The sequence below is a fragment of the Paracraurococcus lichenis genome, assembly GCF_030657435.1.
Taxonomy (GTDB): domain Bacteria; phylum Pseudomonadota; class Alphaproteobacteria; order Acetobacterales; family Acetobacteraceae; genus Paracraurococcus; species Paracraurococcus lichenis.
The window spans coordinates 14,720-29,966 of record NZ_JAUTWS010000063.1; the positions used below are offsets into that span (position 1 = coordinate 14,720).

Below are 15,247 nucleotides of genomic sequence, written 5' to 3' on the forward strand. Positions count from 1 at the left end.
CGCGGCTCCGGTTGGCGTCGCCAGCCTGCCAGGGGCTCGACATGGGTTGAAATGATTTGTCATGATCCAAGCCACCTGTCGGAGCGATGGGTGGATGGCATGGACCTGCTCGACTTGGAGACCTTCGCCGCTGTCGCCCGGCATGGCGGCATCACCCGGGCGGCGGGCGCGCTGAACACGGTACAGTCCAACGTCACCGCCCGGCTCAAGGCGTTGGAGACGGAGCTGGGCGCCCGGCTGTTCGAGCGGCACAGCCGCGGCGTCGTCCTGACCGCGGCGGGGGAGCGCCTGCTGCCCTATGCCGGGCGCATCCGGGCGCTGGTGGCCGAGGCGGGCCGCGCCGCCGCCGATGACGGCATCCCGCGCGGCCCGCTGCGGCTCGGCGCCATGGAGACGACGGCGGCGCTGCGGCTGCCGCCGCTGCTGGCCGCCTATGCCCGGGCCTTCCCGGAAGTGGAGCTGGTGATTGGCACCGGCCCCACCGCCGCGCTGGTGCAGGACGTGCTGGAGCACCGGCTGGACGCCGCCCTGGTGGCCGGCCCGGTGGCGCATCCCGAACTGGCGGAGCAGGCGGCTTTCGAGGAGGAGCTGATGCTGGTCACCGCGCCGGGCTTGCCTGGCCCCGGGGCGCTGGCCGGGCTCGGCGCGCTGAAGGTGCTGGTTTTCCGGGCCGGCTGTTCCTACCGGCAGCGGCTGGAGGCGATGCTGGCGGCGCGCGGCATCGCCGGCGCGCGGCGGCTGGAATTCGGCACCCTCGACGGCATCGTGGGCTGCGTCGCGGCCGGCGTGGGCGTGACCCTGCTGCCGCGGGCCGTCGTCGAGCCGGCCGCACGCGACGGCCGGGTAGCCCTGCACGCCCTGCCGGATGCTGAGGCGCGGGTCGCGACGGTGCTGGTCCGCCGCCGCGACGGCCATGTGTCGAGCGCGCTCGAGGCGTTTCAGGACACGGTCCGTGGTGACCTGCTCCTGACTTCACCAGCCGAGTAGTCGGTTTCCCGGCTCAACTTCGCAAGATGTGTTCTGCGAGATCTGAGTGGCACGCGTCACTGCGCTACAGCCGCAATCGAGACCGACCCGACCGTGTCAGCAGCCATCACATGGGCCATGTGAGACAGGAGGAGGAAGCCATGCGTTCCAGCCACTTGCAATGGATAGCGGTGCATATCGTAGCCGTGTGCTGCGGCTTGCCAGCGGCAGCCGAGCGCCTTCCCCACAACCTCATCCTGTTCGTCCCCGACGGCATGCGCGCTGGCATGGTCACCCCTGGAGCCGCGCCGACCATGGCAGAGGTCCGGGACAGGGGCGTGAACCTCCGGAACAGTCATTCGCTGTTCCCCACATTCACCACTGCCAATGGTTCAGCCATGGCGACCGGGCACTATCTCGGCGATACGGGCGATTTTTCGAACACCATCTACACAGGAAAGCCTGTTGCCGCGCAGAATGGATCGGTAACGCCGTTCGTCGAGAACAATGCCGTGCTCGGCGAACTCGATCAGCTCTTCGAGGGCGATTGGCTGAACGAGGAAACCATCCTTCGTGCTGCGGCCAAGGCGGGTTACTCCACCGCGGCCATTGGAAAGGTCGGGCCAACCCTCAACTTCGACCACACGAGCCGGACTGGCGCACCGACTGTCATCGTCGACGACCAGACCGGCACCGACCGCGGCATTCCCTTCAGCCCCGAGCTTCACCCTCTGATCGAGGCGCAAGGCCTGCCGCTGGTTGCGCCCTCGCGCGGTGAGAACGGCAAGGCTGGCAACGCGATCACACCCGGCACGCTCGTCGCCAACATCGAGCAGCAAGCCTATTTCGTACAGGTCGCGACCAAAGTGGTCCTGCCGCTGTTCAAGGAGAGAGGAAAGCCGTTCCTCCTCGTCTTCTGGTCACGCGACCCGGACGCGGTGCAACACAACCACGGTGATAGTCTCGGCCGCCTGGTACCTGGGATCAACGGCCCGACTACGTTGGCCGGGATTCGCAACGCGGACGACAACCTTGCTGCTCTTCGCAGAACGCTGACGGAGCTCGGCCTGGCAGGCACCACCAATATCCTGATCGCCGCCGACCATGGCTTCTCAACGATTTCGAAGGAGAGCGCCACGAGCCCTGCCGCGCGCATAGCCTTCCCCGACGTGCCGAAAGATCATCTACCACCAGGGTTCGTCGGCCTCGATCTGGCACGCGCCCTGGATATGTCACTGTTTGACCCGGACGCGGCTGGTGCGCTTGTCGAGCCCGGCAAGCGCCCAAGGCTGGCGAGTGCACTCCTGGGCACGGATCCGAAGAACCCCGACGTGGTCGTTGCGGTCAATGGTGGGTCGGACCTGATCTACCTTCCGAAGCGCGATGCTGCATTGGCGCGTCGTGTCGTGCATGCACTCATGGCGCAGGATTACACGAGCGGCATCTTCGTCGACGACGCGCTCGGAGCGATCCCGGGAACGCTTCCGCTATCGAGCATTGGCCTGCAAGGAAACGCGCGCACCCCAACACCCAGCATCGTGGTGAACTTCCGCTCCTTCACCACAGGGTGCAGCCTTCCGGAAACCTGCGTGGCAGAGATTGCCGACACGGTTCTTCAGCAGGGGCAAGGCATGCACGGCAGCTTCAGCCGGGCCGATACGCACAACTTCATGGCGGCTATCGGACCTGACTTCAAAGCCGGCTTCTCCAACCCGGCGCCTGTCAGCAATGCCGATATCGGGCAGACCGCTGCGGCCCTGCTGGGCCTGAGGATCGAGGCCAAGGGTCGCCTGCTTGGCCGCGTCATGCGCGAAGCAATGGTGGGAGGTGAGATCCCGTCGCACTATGCAGGCGTGATTCACTCGGCATCTGGTCCCGGTGGCCTCCGTACGATGTTGCGGTTCCGACAAGTGGGCGACCAGCGCTACTTTGACGCTGCGGGGTTCCCGGGGCGGAGCTTCGGCTTGAACGAAAGTGACGAATAGCCGGGCACCTGCATCGGGCCATGCCGTCTCCGGAAGCCTTCGCTGGGCGATCATGGCAAGGTATTCCCTGGAGCGACAGGGTCTCTGGTCGTGACCCGGTGCTTCAGGCGTGGACGTGCTGCTGCCCGGAGCAAACGACCTATGGTAGCGCGCCGCGGCCTCGGCCGCGTGCCTTGGCAGGCCGCCGCCGGACCCCGGAGTCCTACCCGAACAACCCCGCCGCGGCATAGGTCAGGGCGGCGATGGCCGCGGCGGCGGGCAAGGTGATCACCCAGGCGATGACGATGCTGCCGGCGATCCCCCAGCGCACCGCCGAAGTGCGCCTTGCCGTGCCGACTCCGACGATCGCGCCGGTGATGGTATGCGTCGTGGAGACCGGCACCCCGAGCTCGGTCGCCAGGAAGAGCGTTATGGCGCCGCCCGTCTCGGCGCAGAAACCCTGCATGGGCGAGAGCCGGGTGATGCGCGAACCCATGGTGTGGACGATGCGCCAGCCGCCGAACAGGGTGCCCAGTGCCATCGCCACCTGGCAGCAGAGCACCACCCAGAGCGGCACGTGGAAGCCGCCCTCCAGCATGCCCTGGGAGTAGAGCAGCACGGCGATGATACCCATGGTCTTCTGCGCGTCATTGCCGCCGTGGCCGAGCGAGTAGAGCGAAGCCGAGCCGAATTGCAGGATGCGGAAGGTGCTGTCGACCTTGAAGGGCGTGCTGCGGACGAAGGCCCAGGAGACGATCAGCATCAGGACCAGGGCAAGCACCAGCCCGAGCGCCGGCGAGACGATGATGCCGAGCAGCGTCTTGCCGAGACCCGACCAGACGATCGTTCCGAACCCCGCCTTCGCGGTGCCGGCACCGACGATCCCGCCGACCAGCGCGTGCGAGGAGGAAGACGGGATGCCGAAACCCCAGGTGATCAGGTTCCAGGCGATGGCGCCGCAGAGCGCGCCGAAGGTGACGCGCGGGTCGATGATGTCTGCCTCGACGATGCCGGTGCCGATCGTCTGCGCCACGTGCAGGCCGAAGAAGAGGAAGGCGACAAGGTTGAAGAACGCCGCCCAGAATACCGCGTATTGCGGACGCAACACCCGGGTGGAGACGATGGTGGCGATGGAGTTGGCGGCATCGTGCAGGCCATTGAGGAAATCGAAGAGCAGCGCCACGGCGATCAGGCCGTAGAGCGCCGGCAAGGCGAGCTGTGCATCCATCAGACGTGCTCGACCACGATGCCCTCGATCTCGTTCGCCGCATCGTCGAAGCGGTCCACGATCTTCTCGAGCTGGTCGAAGACCTCCCGCCCGGCAATGAAGGCGAGCGCCTGATCGGGGCTCGAACGCCGGAACAGCGCGGTGACGCCGGTATCGTGGATATCGTCCGCCTGCCCCTCGATCTGGCGGATCTGCTCGCAGAGCTCGTTGATGCGGCCGGCATTCGGGCTCATCGCGGCCAGCAGCGGCACGGCCTCCCGCAGCAGCAGGGCGCAGCGATGGATCGCCTCACCCATGCGGCGCAACTCCGGGTCGAACTCCGTCGTACCGAAGAAGACGATGGCCTTGGCTGCCTTCTTCATCTGGTCGATGCAGTCGTCCATGCGGCCGATCAGTGCCTGGATGTCGCCGCGGTCGAAGGGCGTGACGAAGGTGCGGCGGACGGCCTGCACCACCTCGCGCGTCACGGCGTCGGCGTCATCCTCGGCGCCCAGCACGGCCGGATAGTGGCGCTGCACCGCGTCCCCGCCCTCGAGCATGGCGCAGAGCCCGACGGCGCCGCGGACGACGGCATCGGCGTGCCGCGCGTACATGTCGAAGAAGCGCTCCTCGCGGGGCATCAACCGGCGGAACCAACGCAGCATGCGATCCTGACCTCCTCCACCTTGCCGCAGCCAGTTCGTCCGCATCGCGGACCTTCCGGCCGACCGGCCCCTGTCATTCGCAGATACCCGGACCTACCGATCGGCCGGTGCGACCTGCAGCAACGCGACCCCGTTCAGGAAGGTCAATGTCCCCGCTGCCCCGGTCTGTCCAGCAATGGGCGGCGGCCAGCGACGTGGCGACCTTGGCCGACGGGGCCCGCGGGTGCATGCTGAGCACCGGAGTAACCCACAGTTGCAGACGACTCGCCGCCGGGACCGGGGTGGTCTCCCGCTCGCCGTTGGGGACGCCCGCCCGGGATTGAGGCTTCCAACCCTGCGTGTCGGCTCAGCGTTCCCGGCCCGCTTCGTCGTGTTGCAGGCCGAAACCGCTGACCTGTCGAGAGGACGTCCCGCCTGGAATGCCGAAAAAGCGCAAGTCTCGTGCCGCAAGGACATGCTCCGGCCAACAATGCGCTGCCTTGCCTCTCGCGGTCCGCGACGGCGAAATCAAGGTGATGATGGTCACCAGCCGCGAAACCAAGCGTTGGGTATTGCCGAAGGGGTGGGCCGAGCCGGACCTGGCGCCGCATGAACTGGCGGCCAAGGAGGCCTTCGAGGAAGCCGGCCTGATTGGCACGGTCGAGGAAGAACCCGCCGGCAGTTACCAGTACAACAAACGGCTACCGGGTGGCCGCGTGGTCCTCTGCGAGGTTGGGGTGTTTCCTCTCTGGGTCGAGCGGCAGTTGAAGAAGTGGCCGGAGCGGAAGCAGCGCAAGACCCGCTGGTTCACCTTCGGCCAGGCGGCCCTGGCGGTCGAGGAAGGCGACCTGGCGATCCTTCTTCTGCGCCTGGCCGCCCCGGACAGGTGACCGCGGAACCACAACAACGCCCGGATCGGCGGTCGGCCCATATCGCGGGCGAAGGCGAGTGCCTTTGTCGGTCTTCCGGCTGCCGGGCAATCTCATGCAGGTCATCGGCAGAGAACCGAAGGTCGAAACGCTTGCCGTCGGCCGTGTCGGCGTCGTCGACGTCCCGGGTCCGGCCGCGGTCCTCGCGCTCGATCTCCTTCCAGCGCACGAAGCCAGGCTCGCGCAGCACGGTCCCGATCCGCCGGTGCGACAGCAGCGAAGACAGCATGCTTGATTGCCGCGCTGCGGCCGATACCGCGCTGCCGACCGAGCATCGGGCCAACCTCCGTACAGGCGCCTGGCGGAAGCTCGGCGGTGCCGTTCGATCCGCCGCTGGCCTCCGGGCAGCCGGTCGCAGTCATCCTGGAGTGGCAGCGTCCGATCACGTGCCTGCCTTATTGGGCTCGCGTCGACCGATAGCTGGCCGACCGCACTCCTGCGTCTCGATGTGCGCAAGACAGGGTGCAAGCGCAAAGGCGAGCGGCAGGGTCGCCAGCGCGACCATCGCCGTGGCGGCCGTCGCCCAATGGGCGCCGACCCAGTCACCGAGCAGACCGTAGAATACCGGCGAGACCGCCCCGGATCCGATCGTCCCCGTGTAGAACAGGGCGAAGGCACGTTCGGCCCGGTCTGGCGGTGTAAGGTCGGGAACCGTGCCATAGAGCACCGAGGAGGTGCCGTTCAGCATGATTCCCAGGACGGGCAGCAGCGCGAAGAGCGGAACAATCGGCAATGCCAGCACGCCGAGGATGCAGGCTGCCGTCCCGCCTTCCGTGACCAGCACGGTCGGCAGCACGCCGATGCGGTCGCCAAGCCATCCGCAGGCGAACTTCCCGGCCGCACCGCCGAGGAAGACGAGCGCCAGGCCAATACCGACGGCTGGCAGGGAGGCGCCCTTCTCCTGCAGCAGGAATGGCAGGAAGGTCAGCAGCCCCATCCGCACGCCGGTGTCCAGCACGCCGATCACGAGCAACAGCCGGAAGCCGCCGTGACCTCGGCCGCCCGGCAGGCGGGGCGACCTGGCTCCTCCCACCCGGCCGACGGGCGGCATGAGCAGGAGGATCATGGCCGCGAGGACGGCACCGACCGCAGCGAGGAGCCACAGCGCGCCCCGCCACGGCATCAGGGTGAGCAGCAGGGAAGTGATGCCCGGAATGGCGGCCTTCCCGAGGTCGCCCGTGAAATTGTAGGTCCCGAGCGGGCCGCGCGCCGATGCGCCATAGGCGCGCGCCACCGCTGCGGAGGCGATGGGATGCTGGGTGCTCGACCCGGCACCCGAGATCGCCAGCGCCCCGCACAGACCCGCCAGGCTGCCGGTGAAGCCGGCAAGCGCGTAGCCGCCGGCGGCCAGCGCGGTGCCGATGGCGAGGACGATGCGCCCGTCCACCCGTTCGGCAAGCCAGCCGGATGGAAGCTGCAGCACCGCCATGGCGGCGGCGTAGAGGCCGCGCAGCGCCGCCAGCATCCCGTAGCCCAGGCCGAACTCGGCCTGCCAGAGGGGCAGCAGGACATAGATCAGGTCGGTGTAGCCGTCGTGCAGGGCATGCGCGGTTCCGGCAACCGCGAGCGTGCGCCTGGCGCCCGGGCCTCTCCTCACACCGCCTGCGGGCGCGGGCTGAACGGTGCCCTCCCCGATCATCCCAGCAGCCCCGGCGCGCCGGGCTTCGCCACGACGACCATGGCCACGATCCAGGCTGCGTGTTCGAGCGGCGCCGCCGCGCGGCGCGCCGACCCGACCGGTCCGGCCCCGATGCCGGGCCGGGATCCTCGCATCGCGGATCTTGCGACGAAAGCTGACACGGCCTTGGCCGCGCTCCTGAATATTGCTGTCTCGGACATCGGTCGCCGCTTCGTAAGGGTATGGACAACAGCGAACATGCGGCCCTTCCCTCACGCCGACAAACGACGAATATTGCGGCTTCAGGTCAGCTAAAGTCACACGTCCCATGCCCGCTCGCCGACGCCCGCTGCCGCCGCTGAATGCCCTGCGCGCCTTCGAAGCGGCTGCCCGCTGCGGCAGCTTCAAGGACGCTGCGGCGGAACTCGGCGTGACGCATGGCGCGATCAGCCGGCATGTCCGGCTGCTGGAGGACTGGCTGGGGCCGCCGGCACTGTTCCGCCGGCTCAACCGGCGCGTCGTGCTGACGCCGACCGGGGCCGCCTTGCTGGCGGAGACCGGGCCTGCGCTCGACCGGCTCTCGATTGCGGCAGAGCGGCATCAGGCCCGGAGCGGCAAGCCGCCGCCGGCCGTGCTGCGCGTCAATGCGCTCGCCACCTTCAGCCTGCGCTGGCTGCTGCCCCGACTGGGGCGGTTCCGGGCGCGGCACCCGGAGATCGAGGTGCGGCTCTCCACCTCCAACGAGCCCGTGGATGCCCTGGGCGAGGTCTATGACCTGGTCATCCGCGGCGGGCCGGACACCTTCTACGGCTTCACCTGCCATCCCTTCCTGACGGAGCGCCGGCTGCCGGTCTGCAGCCCGGCCTTGCTCGCGCGATCGCCGCTCAACGAGGTTGCGGACCTGCGGGCGCATAGCCTGATCCATGCTTCCACGCTGCCGCGGGTCTGGCCCGATTGGCTCGCCGCGGCAGGAGCGCCGGATCTGATGCCGGCTGCCTCGCTCACCCTCGACCACTTCTACCTGACGCTCCAGGCGGCGCTGGATGGCCTGGGCGTGGCCATGGGGCCGACCGCCCTCGTGGCGGACGATCTCGCCGCGGGCCGTCTCGTCGCGCCGTTCCCCGGCGTGACGCTCCCGACAAGGGGCTACCATGCCTATCTGCCCGATGCCCGGGCGGGCGACCTCACCGCCTTGTCCTTCTGCCGGTGGCTGGAGGAGACCGGCGACACGGATACCGTCCCGGCGGTTGCTCCTGCGGAGGCACCAAACCCCGCAGAAGGGGCGTCAGCTTTCCCCCTTCCATCGAGACTGCGGCTTGGCCCAGGGTGAACCGGCGCGTCGGGCCTTGCCGCCGTCCCGGCCGGCACCCGGGCGACCGCGCGCCCCACACTGCAAGGACGCCAACCGCACAGGAGTTTCGCGTCGGAATGGTGCCCGGCCTGCTGCGGCTTGGCTGCGTCGGTCGGTCCGGTCTCCTCGCAGGCCTCCTTCGCAGCCAGCGCCTGGGACGCCAGGCCCAGCCGCCCCAAGCAAACCCCTCGGGGTTTGCGCCGCAACAATATCCGAAGCAGGCTTTCGCGGGTGGCTCTGCCCGGGTGGTGCGGATCCGGTGCGCCCCGGCGGCGCTGGATCGGATATCCACTCGACCAATGATCGCATCCCGGGGAGCATGCCGAGGGCTCGGATCGGGGCGACCGGCCGAGACGGAGAAGGCAGGGCATGAATGTTCCGCTGATGCTGGTCGACCTCGCTGGTTCGGTGGCGCTCCTCCTCTGGGGCGTGCGCATGGTGCAGACCGGCGTCCAGCGCGCCTTCGGGCCGCGCCTGCGGGCGGTGCTGGCCTCGGCGCTCCGCACGCGCCTCAGCGCCTTCTTCGCCGGGCTGGGCGTCACCGCCGTCCTGCAGAGCAGTACCGCGACGGGGCTGATGGTCACCGGCCTCGCCGCCGGGGGCGTGGTGGAACTGGTCCCGGCGCTCGCCGTCATGCTGGGCGCGAATGTCGGCACCACCCTCATCGTCCAGGCGCTGTCCTTCGACGTCTCCCGCGTGGCGCCGGCGCTGGTCGCGCTCGGCTTCCTGATGTTCCGTCGCGGGGACGCGACGCGCACCCGCGACCTTGGCCGGGTCGTCATCGGTCTCGGCCTCATGCTGATGGCCCTGCACCAGTTGCTCGAGATCATCACGCCCTATGAAACCGCACCGGCGCTGCGCTCCGTCCTCGACGCCATCTCGGCCGAGCCTCTCGTCGCCATTGTGCTCGCTGCGGCCCTGACCTGGGCGACCCACTCGAGCGTGGCCGTGGTGCTGCTGGTCATGTCGCTCGCGGCCAAGGGCATCGCCTCCCCGGAAGCGGCCTTCGTGCTGGTGCTCGGCGCCAATCTCGGAACGGCCATCAACCCCGTCCTGGAGGGCGCGACGGGCGACGACCCGGCGACCCGGCGCCTGCCGCTCGGCAACCTGCTCAACCGTGTGCTGGGCTGCGCCATGGCGCTCGTCATCGTGCCCTACCTGGCGCCGCTGGTGATGGCGGTCGAGCCGCACGCGGCCCGCGCCGTGGCCGACTTCCACACCGCATTCAACCTTGCCCTCGCCGTCCTGTTCTTCCCTGTCCTGCATCCCTACGCAGCGCTGCTGCGCCGCCTGCTCCCGGCACGGCTCGACCAGGCGGACCCGTCCCGGCCGATGTACCTCGACAAGGCGGCGATCGAGACGCCGGTGGTCGCCATTGGCGCGGCGGCACGCGAAGCGCTGCGCCTCGCCGACGTGCTCGAGGCGATGCTGCAAGGCGTGCAGGACGCCTTCGAGCAGGGCGACCGCAAGCGGATCGCGGAGACGCGGCGCCTCGATGACGTGCTGGACCGGCTCAACGAGGCCATCAAGGTCTATGTCGCCTCGCTCGAGGCGGAGGCGATGACCGATGCGGATCGGCGCCGTGTCGACCAGGTCCTCGCCTTCGCCATGAACATCGAGCATGCGGGTGACGTGGTGGACAAGAACCTGGCGGCGCTGGCGTCGAAGCGGCTGAAGCGCGGCCTGGCCTTTTCCAGGGAAGGCCAGGCGGAGCTCTCGGCCATGATGGGGCGGCTGACCGCCAACCTGCGCACCGCCGCCTCGGTCTTCGTGACCGAGGATCCCCGCGCCGCGCGCCTGCTTGCCGCCGAGAAGGAGGCGTTCCGCGACCTGGAGGCGGCCGCGACGCAGGCGCATGTCGCGCGGTTGCGGGAGGGGCTGCCCGAGACGGCGGAAACCAGCGCGCTGCATCTCGACGTGGTGCGCGACCTGAAGCGGGTGAATGCACACCTGGTCGAGGCGGCTGCCTACCCGATCCTTCAGGCCCAGGGCGAATTGCTGCCGACCCGTCTGCGGACGGAGGACTGATACTGTCTCGCAGAAGTCTTGATTTCCGCAAGACGGTATTGCGCGCAGGGTTGCCGGGTCCCCGTCGCGGCCTGGCGGCGATGGGAGCCCGGTGTGGCGGCTGCGCGCCGAACGTGAAGCCAGACCGGTCAGCTTTATTGCTGGCCGGTATCCGTGAACGGTATTGGGGCCAGGCGATCCGGTATCCGTTACCCACCGCAATGGCCGACCCGCCGTGGTCCCGAAGCACCCCCGATTGCACCGGGGGCTGCATGGCCCGGAAGCGGGCTGTTGAGAGTTTGCGGCCTTGGACCTCCCGCGCCGGCGGCAGAGGAGGAGGACGCGATGGGGGTTCTCCGCCTGCGTAGCGCGGGTCTCGACATGCACAAGGACGGCGTGGTGGCGGCGGTTCCGCCGCTTCGACACCACGGATCGCCAAGCTCGGCTTCGCCCGACTCCTGGCCCCCGCCGAGCCGCCAGTTTCTGTTCAGCGCCGGCCGAAGAGCCGCTCCAGCTCCGCCGGGCCGAGGCGGAGGAAGGTCGGCCGGCCATGGCTGCAGGTCGCGGCGCGCGGCGTCGCCTCCATCTGCCGCAGCAGCGCCGCCATCTCGGGCGGCGACAGCCGCCGCCCCGCCCGCACCGAGCCGTGGCAGGCCAGCCGCGCGACCGCCGCGTCCAGCCGCCGCTCCAGCGCCAGGGCCTCGTCGAACTCGGCGATCTCGGCGGCGAGGTCGCGCAGCAGCGGCGCCGGATCGGCCGGGCCGAGCAGCGCCGGCAGGGCGCGCACCAGCACCGCGCCCGGGCCGAAGCCCTCGAGCTCGAGCCCGAGCCGGGCGAGGGGCTCGGCGAAGCCGAGCAGCCCAGCGGCGTCGGCCGGCGGCAGGTCCACCACCGCGGGCAGCAGCAGCGGCTGGCTGCGCACCCCGCCGGCGATGAGCTGGGTGCGGAGGGCCTCATGCGTCAGCCGCTCATGCGCCGCGTGCTGGTCGACCAGGATCAGCGCGCCATCCGGCGCCTCGGCCAGGATATAGGTGTCGAGCAGCTGCGCGAGCGGACGACCGAGCGGGTATTCTTCCTCCCCAGCGGGTCCGCTGCGCGGCCCCGCCGGGGGCCCCGGGAGAGCGCCTACGGCAGAGGATTCGGGATCGGTCCCGGCCGGCGCGACCGCCGGGCGTGGCGGAGCGAAGCCGAGGGGGAGGGTCGCGGGCGCGGCGGACGGCGGGGCGGGGGAGGCCAAAGCGAGCTGCGCCTCGGCCAGGCCGCGCGCCGCGGAGGCCTCCGGCAGCGGCGCCGGGGCGGGGCGCGGCCGCCAGCCGGACCAGCCTCCCTGGCTCGGCCGGTACTGGGTCAGCGCCGGGGCCGGCACCGCCTCCCCCGCCCCGGCCGAGAGCGCCCGGCGCAGCGCCGAGATCAGCAGCCCGCGCACGGCGGCCTCCTCGCGGAAGCGGAGCTCGGTCTTCATGGGGTGGACGTTCACGTCCACCGCCTCGGGCGGCACCTCGAGGAAGAGGGCGGCGACCGGGTGCCGCCCGGCGGCGATCAGGTCGCGATAGGCGACACGCAGCGCGGTGCGGAGCTGCGGGTCGCGGACGGGGCGGCGGTTGACCACCAGATGCTGCTCGGTGCCCGTGGCGCGGGTATAGGCCGGCTGGGCGGCGAGACCGGCGAGCGCGAGCCCGCCCCCCTCGCCCGCGACCGGCAGGGCCGCGGCGGCGAAATCCGCGCCGAGCAGGGCATGGATCCGGGCGGCGCGGTCCTGCGGCGCCAGCGCCAGCACTTCCCGCCCCTCGAGGGCGATGCGGAAGCCGACCTCCGGCCAGGCCAGCGCCAGGCGCCGCACCGCCTCCACCGCCGCCTCGGCCTCGCTGCGCGGGCTCTTCAGGAATTTCCGCCGCGCCGGCACGGCGTAGAAGAGGTCGCGCATCTCGACCCGCGTGCCCGGCGCGCCGGCGGCCGGCAGCACCGGCCCCTTGCGGCCGCCCTCGACGGTGAGCGCATGCGCGTCGCCGCCTTTCGGCCGGGTGGTGAGCGTCAGCCGGGCGACGGCGCCGATGGAGGGCAGCGCCTCGCCGCGGAAGCCGAGGGTGGCGATGCGGAAGAGCATCGCCTCCTCGGGCAGTTTGGAGGTGGCGTGCCGCTCGACCGCGAGGGCGAGATCCTCCGGCCCCATGCCGGCGCCGTCATCCTCGACCACCACCCGCTCGATCCCGCCACCCTCGAGGGTCACGGCGATGCGGGTGGCGCCGGCATCGAGCGCATTCTCCACCAGCTCCTTCGCCACGGCGGCCGGCCGCTCCACCACCTCGCCGGCGGCGATGCGGTTGGCCGTGGTCTCGGGCAGGAGGCGGATGGGCATCGGCAGGCTCAGGGGCGGGCCGGGTCACGCCGGGCCGGCACGACCACCCTCGGCGGGGGCGCGATCACCATCGTCGCAGCGGTCGCAGGGCACGGACCAGCAGCGCGGCCGACAGCAGGACGGCCGAGGCCATGATCCCGGCGGCCAGCAGCCCCGCCGGGGTCATTCGCGCCGCGGCGCGCAGCGCGACCCGCGACCCCAGGCGGAGGTCGGCCTCCGCCCGCATCTCCTCGGGATGCGCCGCAGCGACGGCCGGCATGCCCAGGGTTTCCACCGTCTCGTCCAGGCCTGCCATTCCCACCCCCGCGCCGCCCTGCGCCCCTCAGCAAACCCCTCGGGGTTTGGGCCGCACGCCCTGTGACCCAAGCCGCGACAGCCTGCTCAGCCCGCGAGCAGCCCTGATATGGTGCGCAGCAGCCCGGTGGTCGAGCCGTCCTGCGCCCCCGCCGCCGGCGCGCCCTGTTCCAGCGCCCGCAAGATCGGCCCGGCGAGCTGCTTGCCGAGTTCCACCCCCCATTGGTCGAAGGCATTGATGCCCCAGAGCGCGCCGAGGCTGAAGACCTTGTGCTCGTAGAGTGCGACGAGCTGGCCGAGGGTGAAGGGGTCGAGCTGCGGCAGCAGGATCGTCGCGGTGGGACGGTCGCCGGGGAAGACCCGGTGCGGCAGCAGGCGGGCGATCTCGGCGGCATCGGCGCCGGCCGCCCGCATCTCGGCCTCGACCGCCGCCGCGTCCTTGCCGCGCATCAGCGCCTTGGCCTGGGCCAGGCCATTGGCCAGCAGCTTGCGGTGGCTGTCGGCATGCGGGTGGTCGGGCCGGGCGACGAGGATGATGTCGCAGGGCACCGGCGTGGTGCCCTGGTGGATGAGCTGCATGAAGCTGTGCTGCGCATCCGTCCCCGGCTCGCCGAAGACGACGGGGCCGGTGGCGCGGCCGACCGGCGCGCCGTCCAGCGTCACCCGCTTGCCGAGGCTCTCCATCTCGAGCTGCTGCAGATGCGCCGGCAGGCGGGCGAGGCGCTGGTCATAGGGCAGCACCGCGCGGGCGGGATAGCCGAGGCCGTTGACGTGCCAGACCTCCGCCAATGCCAGCAGCACCGGCAGGTTCTGCGCCAGCGGCGCCGAGAGGAAATGCGCGTCCATGGCGCGGGCGCCGGCGAGCAGGCGCTCGAAGCCCTCCCAGCCGATGGCGAGCGCGATGGAGAGGCCGATCGCCGACCAGAGCGAGAAGCGCCCGCCCACCCAGTCGCGGAAGGGGAAGACCCGATCGGGGGCGATGCCGAACTCGGCCGTGGCCGCCAGGTTGGTCGACAGCGCCGCGAGGTGCTGCCCCGCCCCTTCCCCCACCGCGGCGCGCAGCCAGTTCCGCACCAGCGCGGCATTGGTCATGGTCTCCTGGGTGGTGAAGGTCTTGGAGGCCACCAGCACCAGGGTCCGCGCCGGGTCGAGGCGCGGGCGGATCGCCTCCCAGGCATGCGCGTCGACATTGCCGAGGTAATGCGCCCGCAGCGGCGCCCCTTCCCGCCATAGCGTCCGCGTCGCCATGGCCGGGCCGAGATCGGAGCCGCCAATGCCGATGTTCAGCACATCGGTGAAGCGCTCACCGGTCGCGCCGCGCAGCGCGCCGCCATGCACCGCGGCGCAGAAGTCCCGCATGCGCGCCAGCACCGCGGCGACCTCGGCCGAGGCATCCTCCTCGCCCGTCCGGAATCCGCCCGCGCCGCGCAGCGCCATGTGCAGCACGGCGCGGCGCTCCGTGGCATTGATCGCCTCGCCGCGCGCCATGGCGTCGCGCTTCCCCGCGAGGTCGGCGGCCCCGGCCAGCGCCAGCAGGGCGGCCAGCGCGCGGTCGTCGAGGGAGGTCTTGGAGAGGTCGAGCAGCAGCCCGTCCACCGTCCAGGAGAAGCGCCCGAAGCGGTCGGGATCGGCGGCGAGGAGTGGGCGGATGCTGTGCGGCGCGGTGCCGTCCGGCCTCGGGCGCCGCGCCAGCGCCTCGACCGCCGCCCAGGCCGCCGCGAGTCCCTTGTCCTCTGCCATGCCGGCGACTCCCCCTTGCCTGGAGCATTCCCGTACCGGGCATATCCGCGCCTCCGCGCGGGTCCGCCCTGCGGCGATCTGCCCCGGGCCTCCGCTTAGGCCAGGAGGGCCGCGGCCCGCAACGCCCGGTGGCGTGAGGCCGCCCCCGGGGGCCCCATCCCGGGGCAAGGA

Annotated in this window: 12 protein-coding genes; 6 read left to right on the forward strand and 6 right to left on the reverse strand. The window is 70.9% G+C overall.

Going from position 1 to position 15,247, the window contains the following annotated elements:
• The first annotated feature begins 99 nt into the window (after positions 1–99).
• On the forward strand, positions 100–987 hold the full coding sequence (locus Q7A36_RS31650) for a LysR family transcriptional regulator (RefSeq protein ID WP_305107785.1): 888 nt from the start codon (positions 100–102) through the stop codon (positions 985–987).
• Between the two features lie 140 nt (positions 988–1,127).
• Positions 1,128–2,951: a nucleotide pyrophosphatase/phosphodiesterase family protein gene (locus tag Q7A36_RS31655; protein ID WP_305107786.1), complete on the forward strand. Its 1,824-nt coding sequence runs from the start codon at positions 1,128–1,130 to the stop codon at positions 2,949–2,951.
• Positions 2,952–3,153: 202 nt separating this feature from the next.
• Here the strand turns inward: Q7A36_RS31655 and Q7A36_RS31660 are convergent, their stop codons facing one another.
• The gene (locus Q7A36_RS31660) at positions 3,154–4,158 is read right to left on the reverse strand and encodes an inorganic phosphate transporter (protein ID WP_305107787.1); all 1,005 of its coding nucleotides are present in this window, start codon (positions 4,156–4,158) and stop codon (positions 3,154–3,156) included.
• Complete coding sequence (locus Q7A36_RS31665; protein WP_305107788.1) at positions 4,158–4,802, reverse strand: DUF47 domain-containing protein; 645 nt, start codon at positions 4,800–4,802, stop codon at positions 4,158–4,160. Before Q7A36_RS31665 ends, Q7A36_RS31660 begins: the two co-directional genes overlap by 1 nt.
• A gap of 419 nt (positions 4,803–5,221) precedes the next feature.
• Here Q7A36_RS31665 and Q7A36_RS31670 point away from each other — a divergent pair, with 419 nt between their 5' ends.
• The gene (locus Q7A36_RS31670) at positions 5,222–5,671 is read left to right on the forward strand and encodes an NUDIX hydrolase (RefSeq protein ID WP_305107789.1); all 450 of its coding nucleotides are present in this window, start codon (positions 5,222–5,224) and stop codon (positions 5,669–5,671) included.
• A gap of 64 nt (positions 5,672–5,735) precedes the next feature.
• The gene (locus Q7A36_RS31675) at positions 5,736–5,945 is read left to right on the forward strand and encodes a hypothetical protein (protein ID WP_305107790.1); all 210 of its coding nucleotides are present in this window, start codon (positions 5,736–5,738) and stop codon (positions 5,943–5,945) included.
• A gap of 147 nt (positions 5,946–6,092) precedes the next feature.
• Here Q7A36_RS31675 and Q7A36_RS31680 read toward each other — a convergent pair whose 3' ends face one another.
• Complete coding sequence (locus tag Q7A36_RS31680) at positions 6,093–7,658, reverse strand: MFS transporter (protein ID WP_305107791.1); 1,566 nt, start codon at positions 7,656–7,658, stop codon at positions 6,093–6,095.
• Here Q7A36_RS31680 and Q7A36_RS31685 point away from each other — a divergent pair.
• Together Q7A36_RS31685 and Q7A36_RS31690 are read left to right on the forward strand one after the other, a co-directional pair.
• Positions 7,657–8,658, forward strand: coding sequence for a LysR substrate-binding domain-containing protein (locus Q7A36_RS31685; protein WP_305107792.1), 1,002 nt, complete (start codon positions 7,657–7,659; stop codon positions 8,656–8,658). The genes Q7A36_RS31680 and Q7A36_RS31685 overlap by 2 nt on opposite strands.
• Before the next feature lie 390 nt (positions 8,659–9,048).
• Positions 9,049–10,707: a Na/Pi cotransporter family protein gene (locus tag Q7A36_RS31690; protein WP_305107793.1), complete on the forward strand. Its 1,659-nt coding sequence runs from the start codon at positions 9,049–9,051 to the stop codon at positions 10,705–10,707.
• Between the two features lie 466 nt (positions 10,708–11,173).
• Here Q7A36_RS31690 and mutL read toward each other — a convergent pair whose 3' ends face one another.
• The 3 genes from mutL to pgi all read right to left on the reverse strand — a co-directional run bounded on the left by mutL (position 11,174) and on the right by pgi (position 15,076).
• Complete coding sequence (gene mutL, locus Q7A36_RS31695) at positions 11,174–13,042, reverse strand: DNA mismatch repair endonuclease MutL (RefSeq protein ID WP_305107794.1); 1,869 nt, start codon at positions 13,040–13,042, stop codon at positions 11,174–11,176.
• A gap of 64 nt (positions 13,043–13,106) precedes the next feature.
• The gene (locus tag Q7A36_RS31700; RefSeq protein WP_305107795.1) at positions 13,107–13,337 is read right to left on the reverse strand and encodes a hypothetical protein; all 231 of its coding nucleotides are present in this window, start codon (positions 13,335–13,337) and stop codon (positions 13,107–13,109) included.
• A gap of 86 nt (positions 13,338–13,423) precedes the next feature.
• The gene (gene pgi / locus Q7A36_RS31705; protein WP_305107796.1) at positions 13,424–15,076 is read right to left on the reverse strand and encodes a glucose-6-phosphate isomerase; all 1,653 of its coding nucleotides are present in this window, start codon (positions 15,074–15,076) and stop codon (positions 13,424–13,426) included.
• Between the last annotated feature and the right edge of the window lie 171 nt (positions 15,077–15,247).

Bases quoted from the DNA above. Each gene is read 5' to 3' on its own strand.
- Q7A36_RS31650 (WP_305107785.1), top strand. From the start codon at position 100: ATGGACCTGCTCGACTTGGAGACCTTCGCCGCTGTCGCCCGGCATGGC.
- Q7A36_RS31655 (WP_305107786.1), top strand. From the start codon at position 1,128: ATGCGTTCCAGCCACTTGCAATGGATAGCGGTGCATATCGTAGCCGTG.
- Q7A36_RS31660 (WP_305107787.1), bottom strand. From the start codon at position 4,158: ATGGATGCACAGCTCGCCTTGCCGGCGCTCTACGGCCTGATCGCCGTG.
- Q7A36_RS31665 (WP_305107788.1), bottom strand. From the start codon at position 4,802: ATGCTGCGTTGGTTCCGCCGGTTGATGCCCCGCGAGGAGCGCTTCTTC.
- Q7A36_RS31670 (WP_305107789.1), top strand. From the start codon at position 5,222: ATGCCGAAAAAGCGCAAGTCTCGTGCCGCAAGGACATGCTCCGGCCAA.
- Q7A36_RS31685 (WP_305107792.1), top strand. From the start codon at position 7,657: ATGCCCGCTCGCCGACGCCCGCTGCCGCCGCTGAATGCCCTGCGCGCC.
- Q7A36_RS31680 (WP_305107791.1), bottom strand. From the start codon at position 7,658: ATGGGACGTGTGACTTTAGCTGACCTGAAGCCGCAATATTCGTCGTTT.
- Q7A36_RS31690 (WP_305107793.1), top strand. From the start codon at position 9,049: ATGAATGTTCCGCTGATGCTGGTCGACCTCGCTGGTTCGGTGGCGCTC.
- mutL (WP_305107794.1), bottom strand. From the start codon at position 13,042: ATGCCCATCCGCCTCCTGCCCGAGACCACGGCCAACCGCATCGCCGCC.
- Q7A36_RS31700 (WP_305107795.1), bottom strand. From the start codon at position 13,337: ATGGCAGGCCTGGACGAGACGGTGGAAACCCTGGGCATGCCGGCCGTC.
- pgi (WP_305107796.1), bottom strand. From the start codon at position 15,076: ATGGCAGAGGACAAGGGACTCGCGGCGGCCTGGGCGGCGGTCGAGGCG.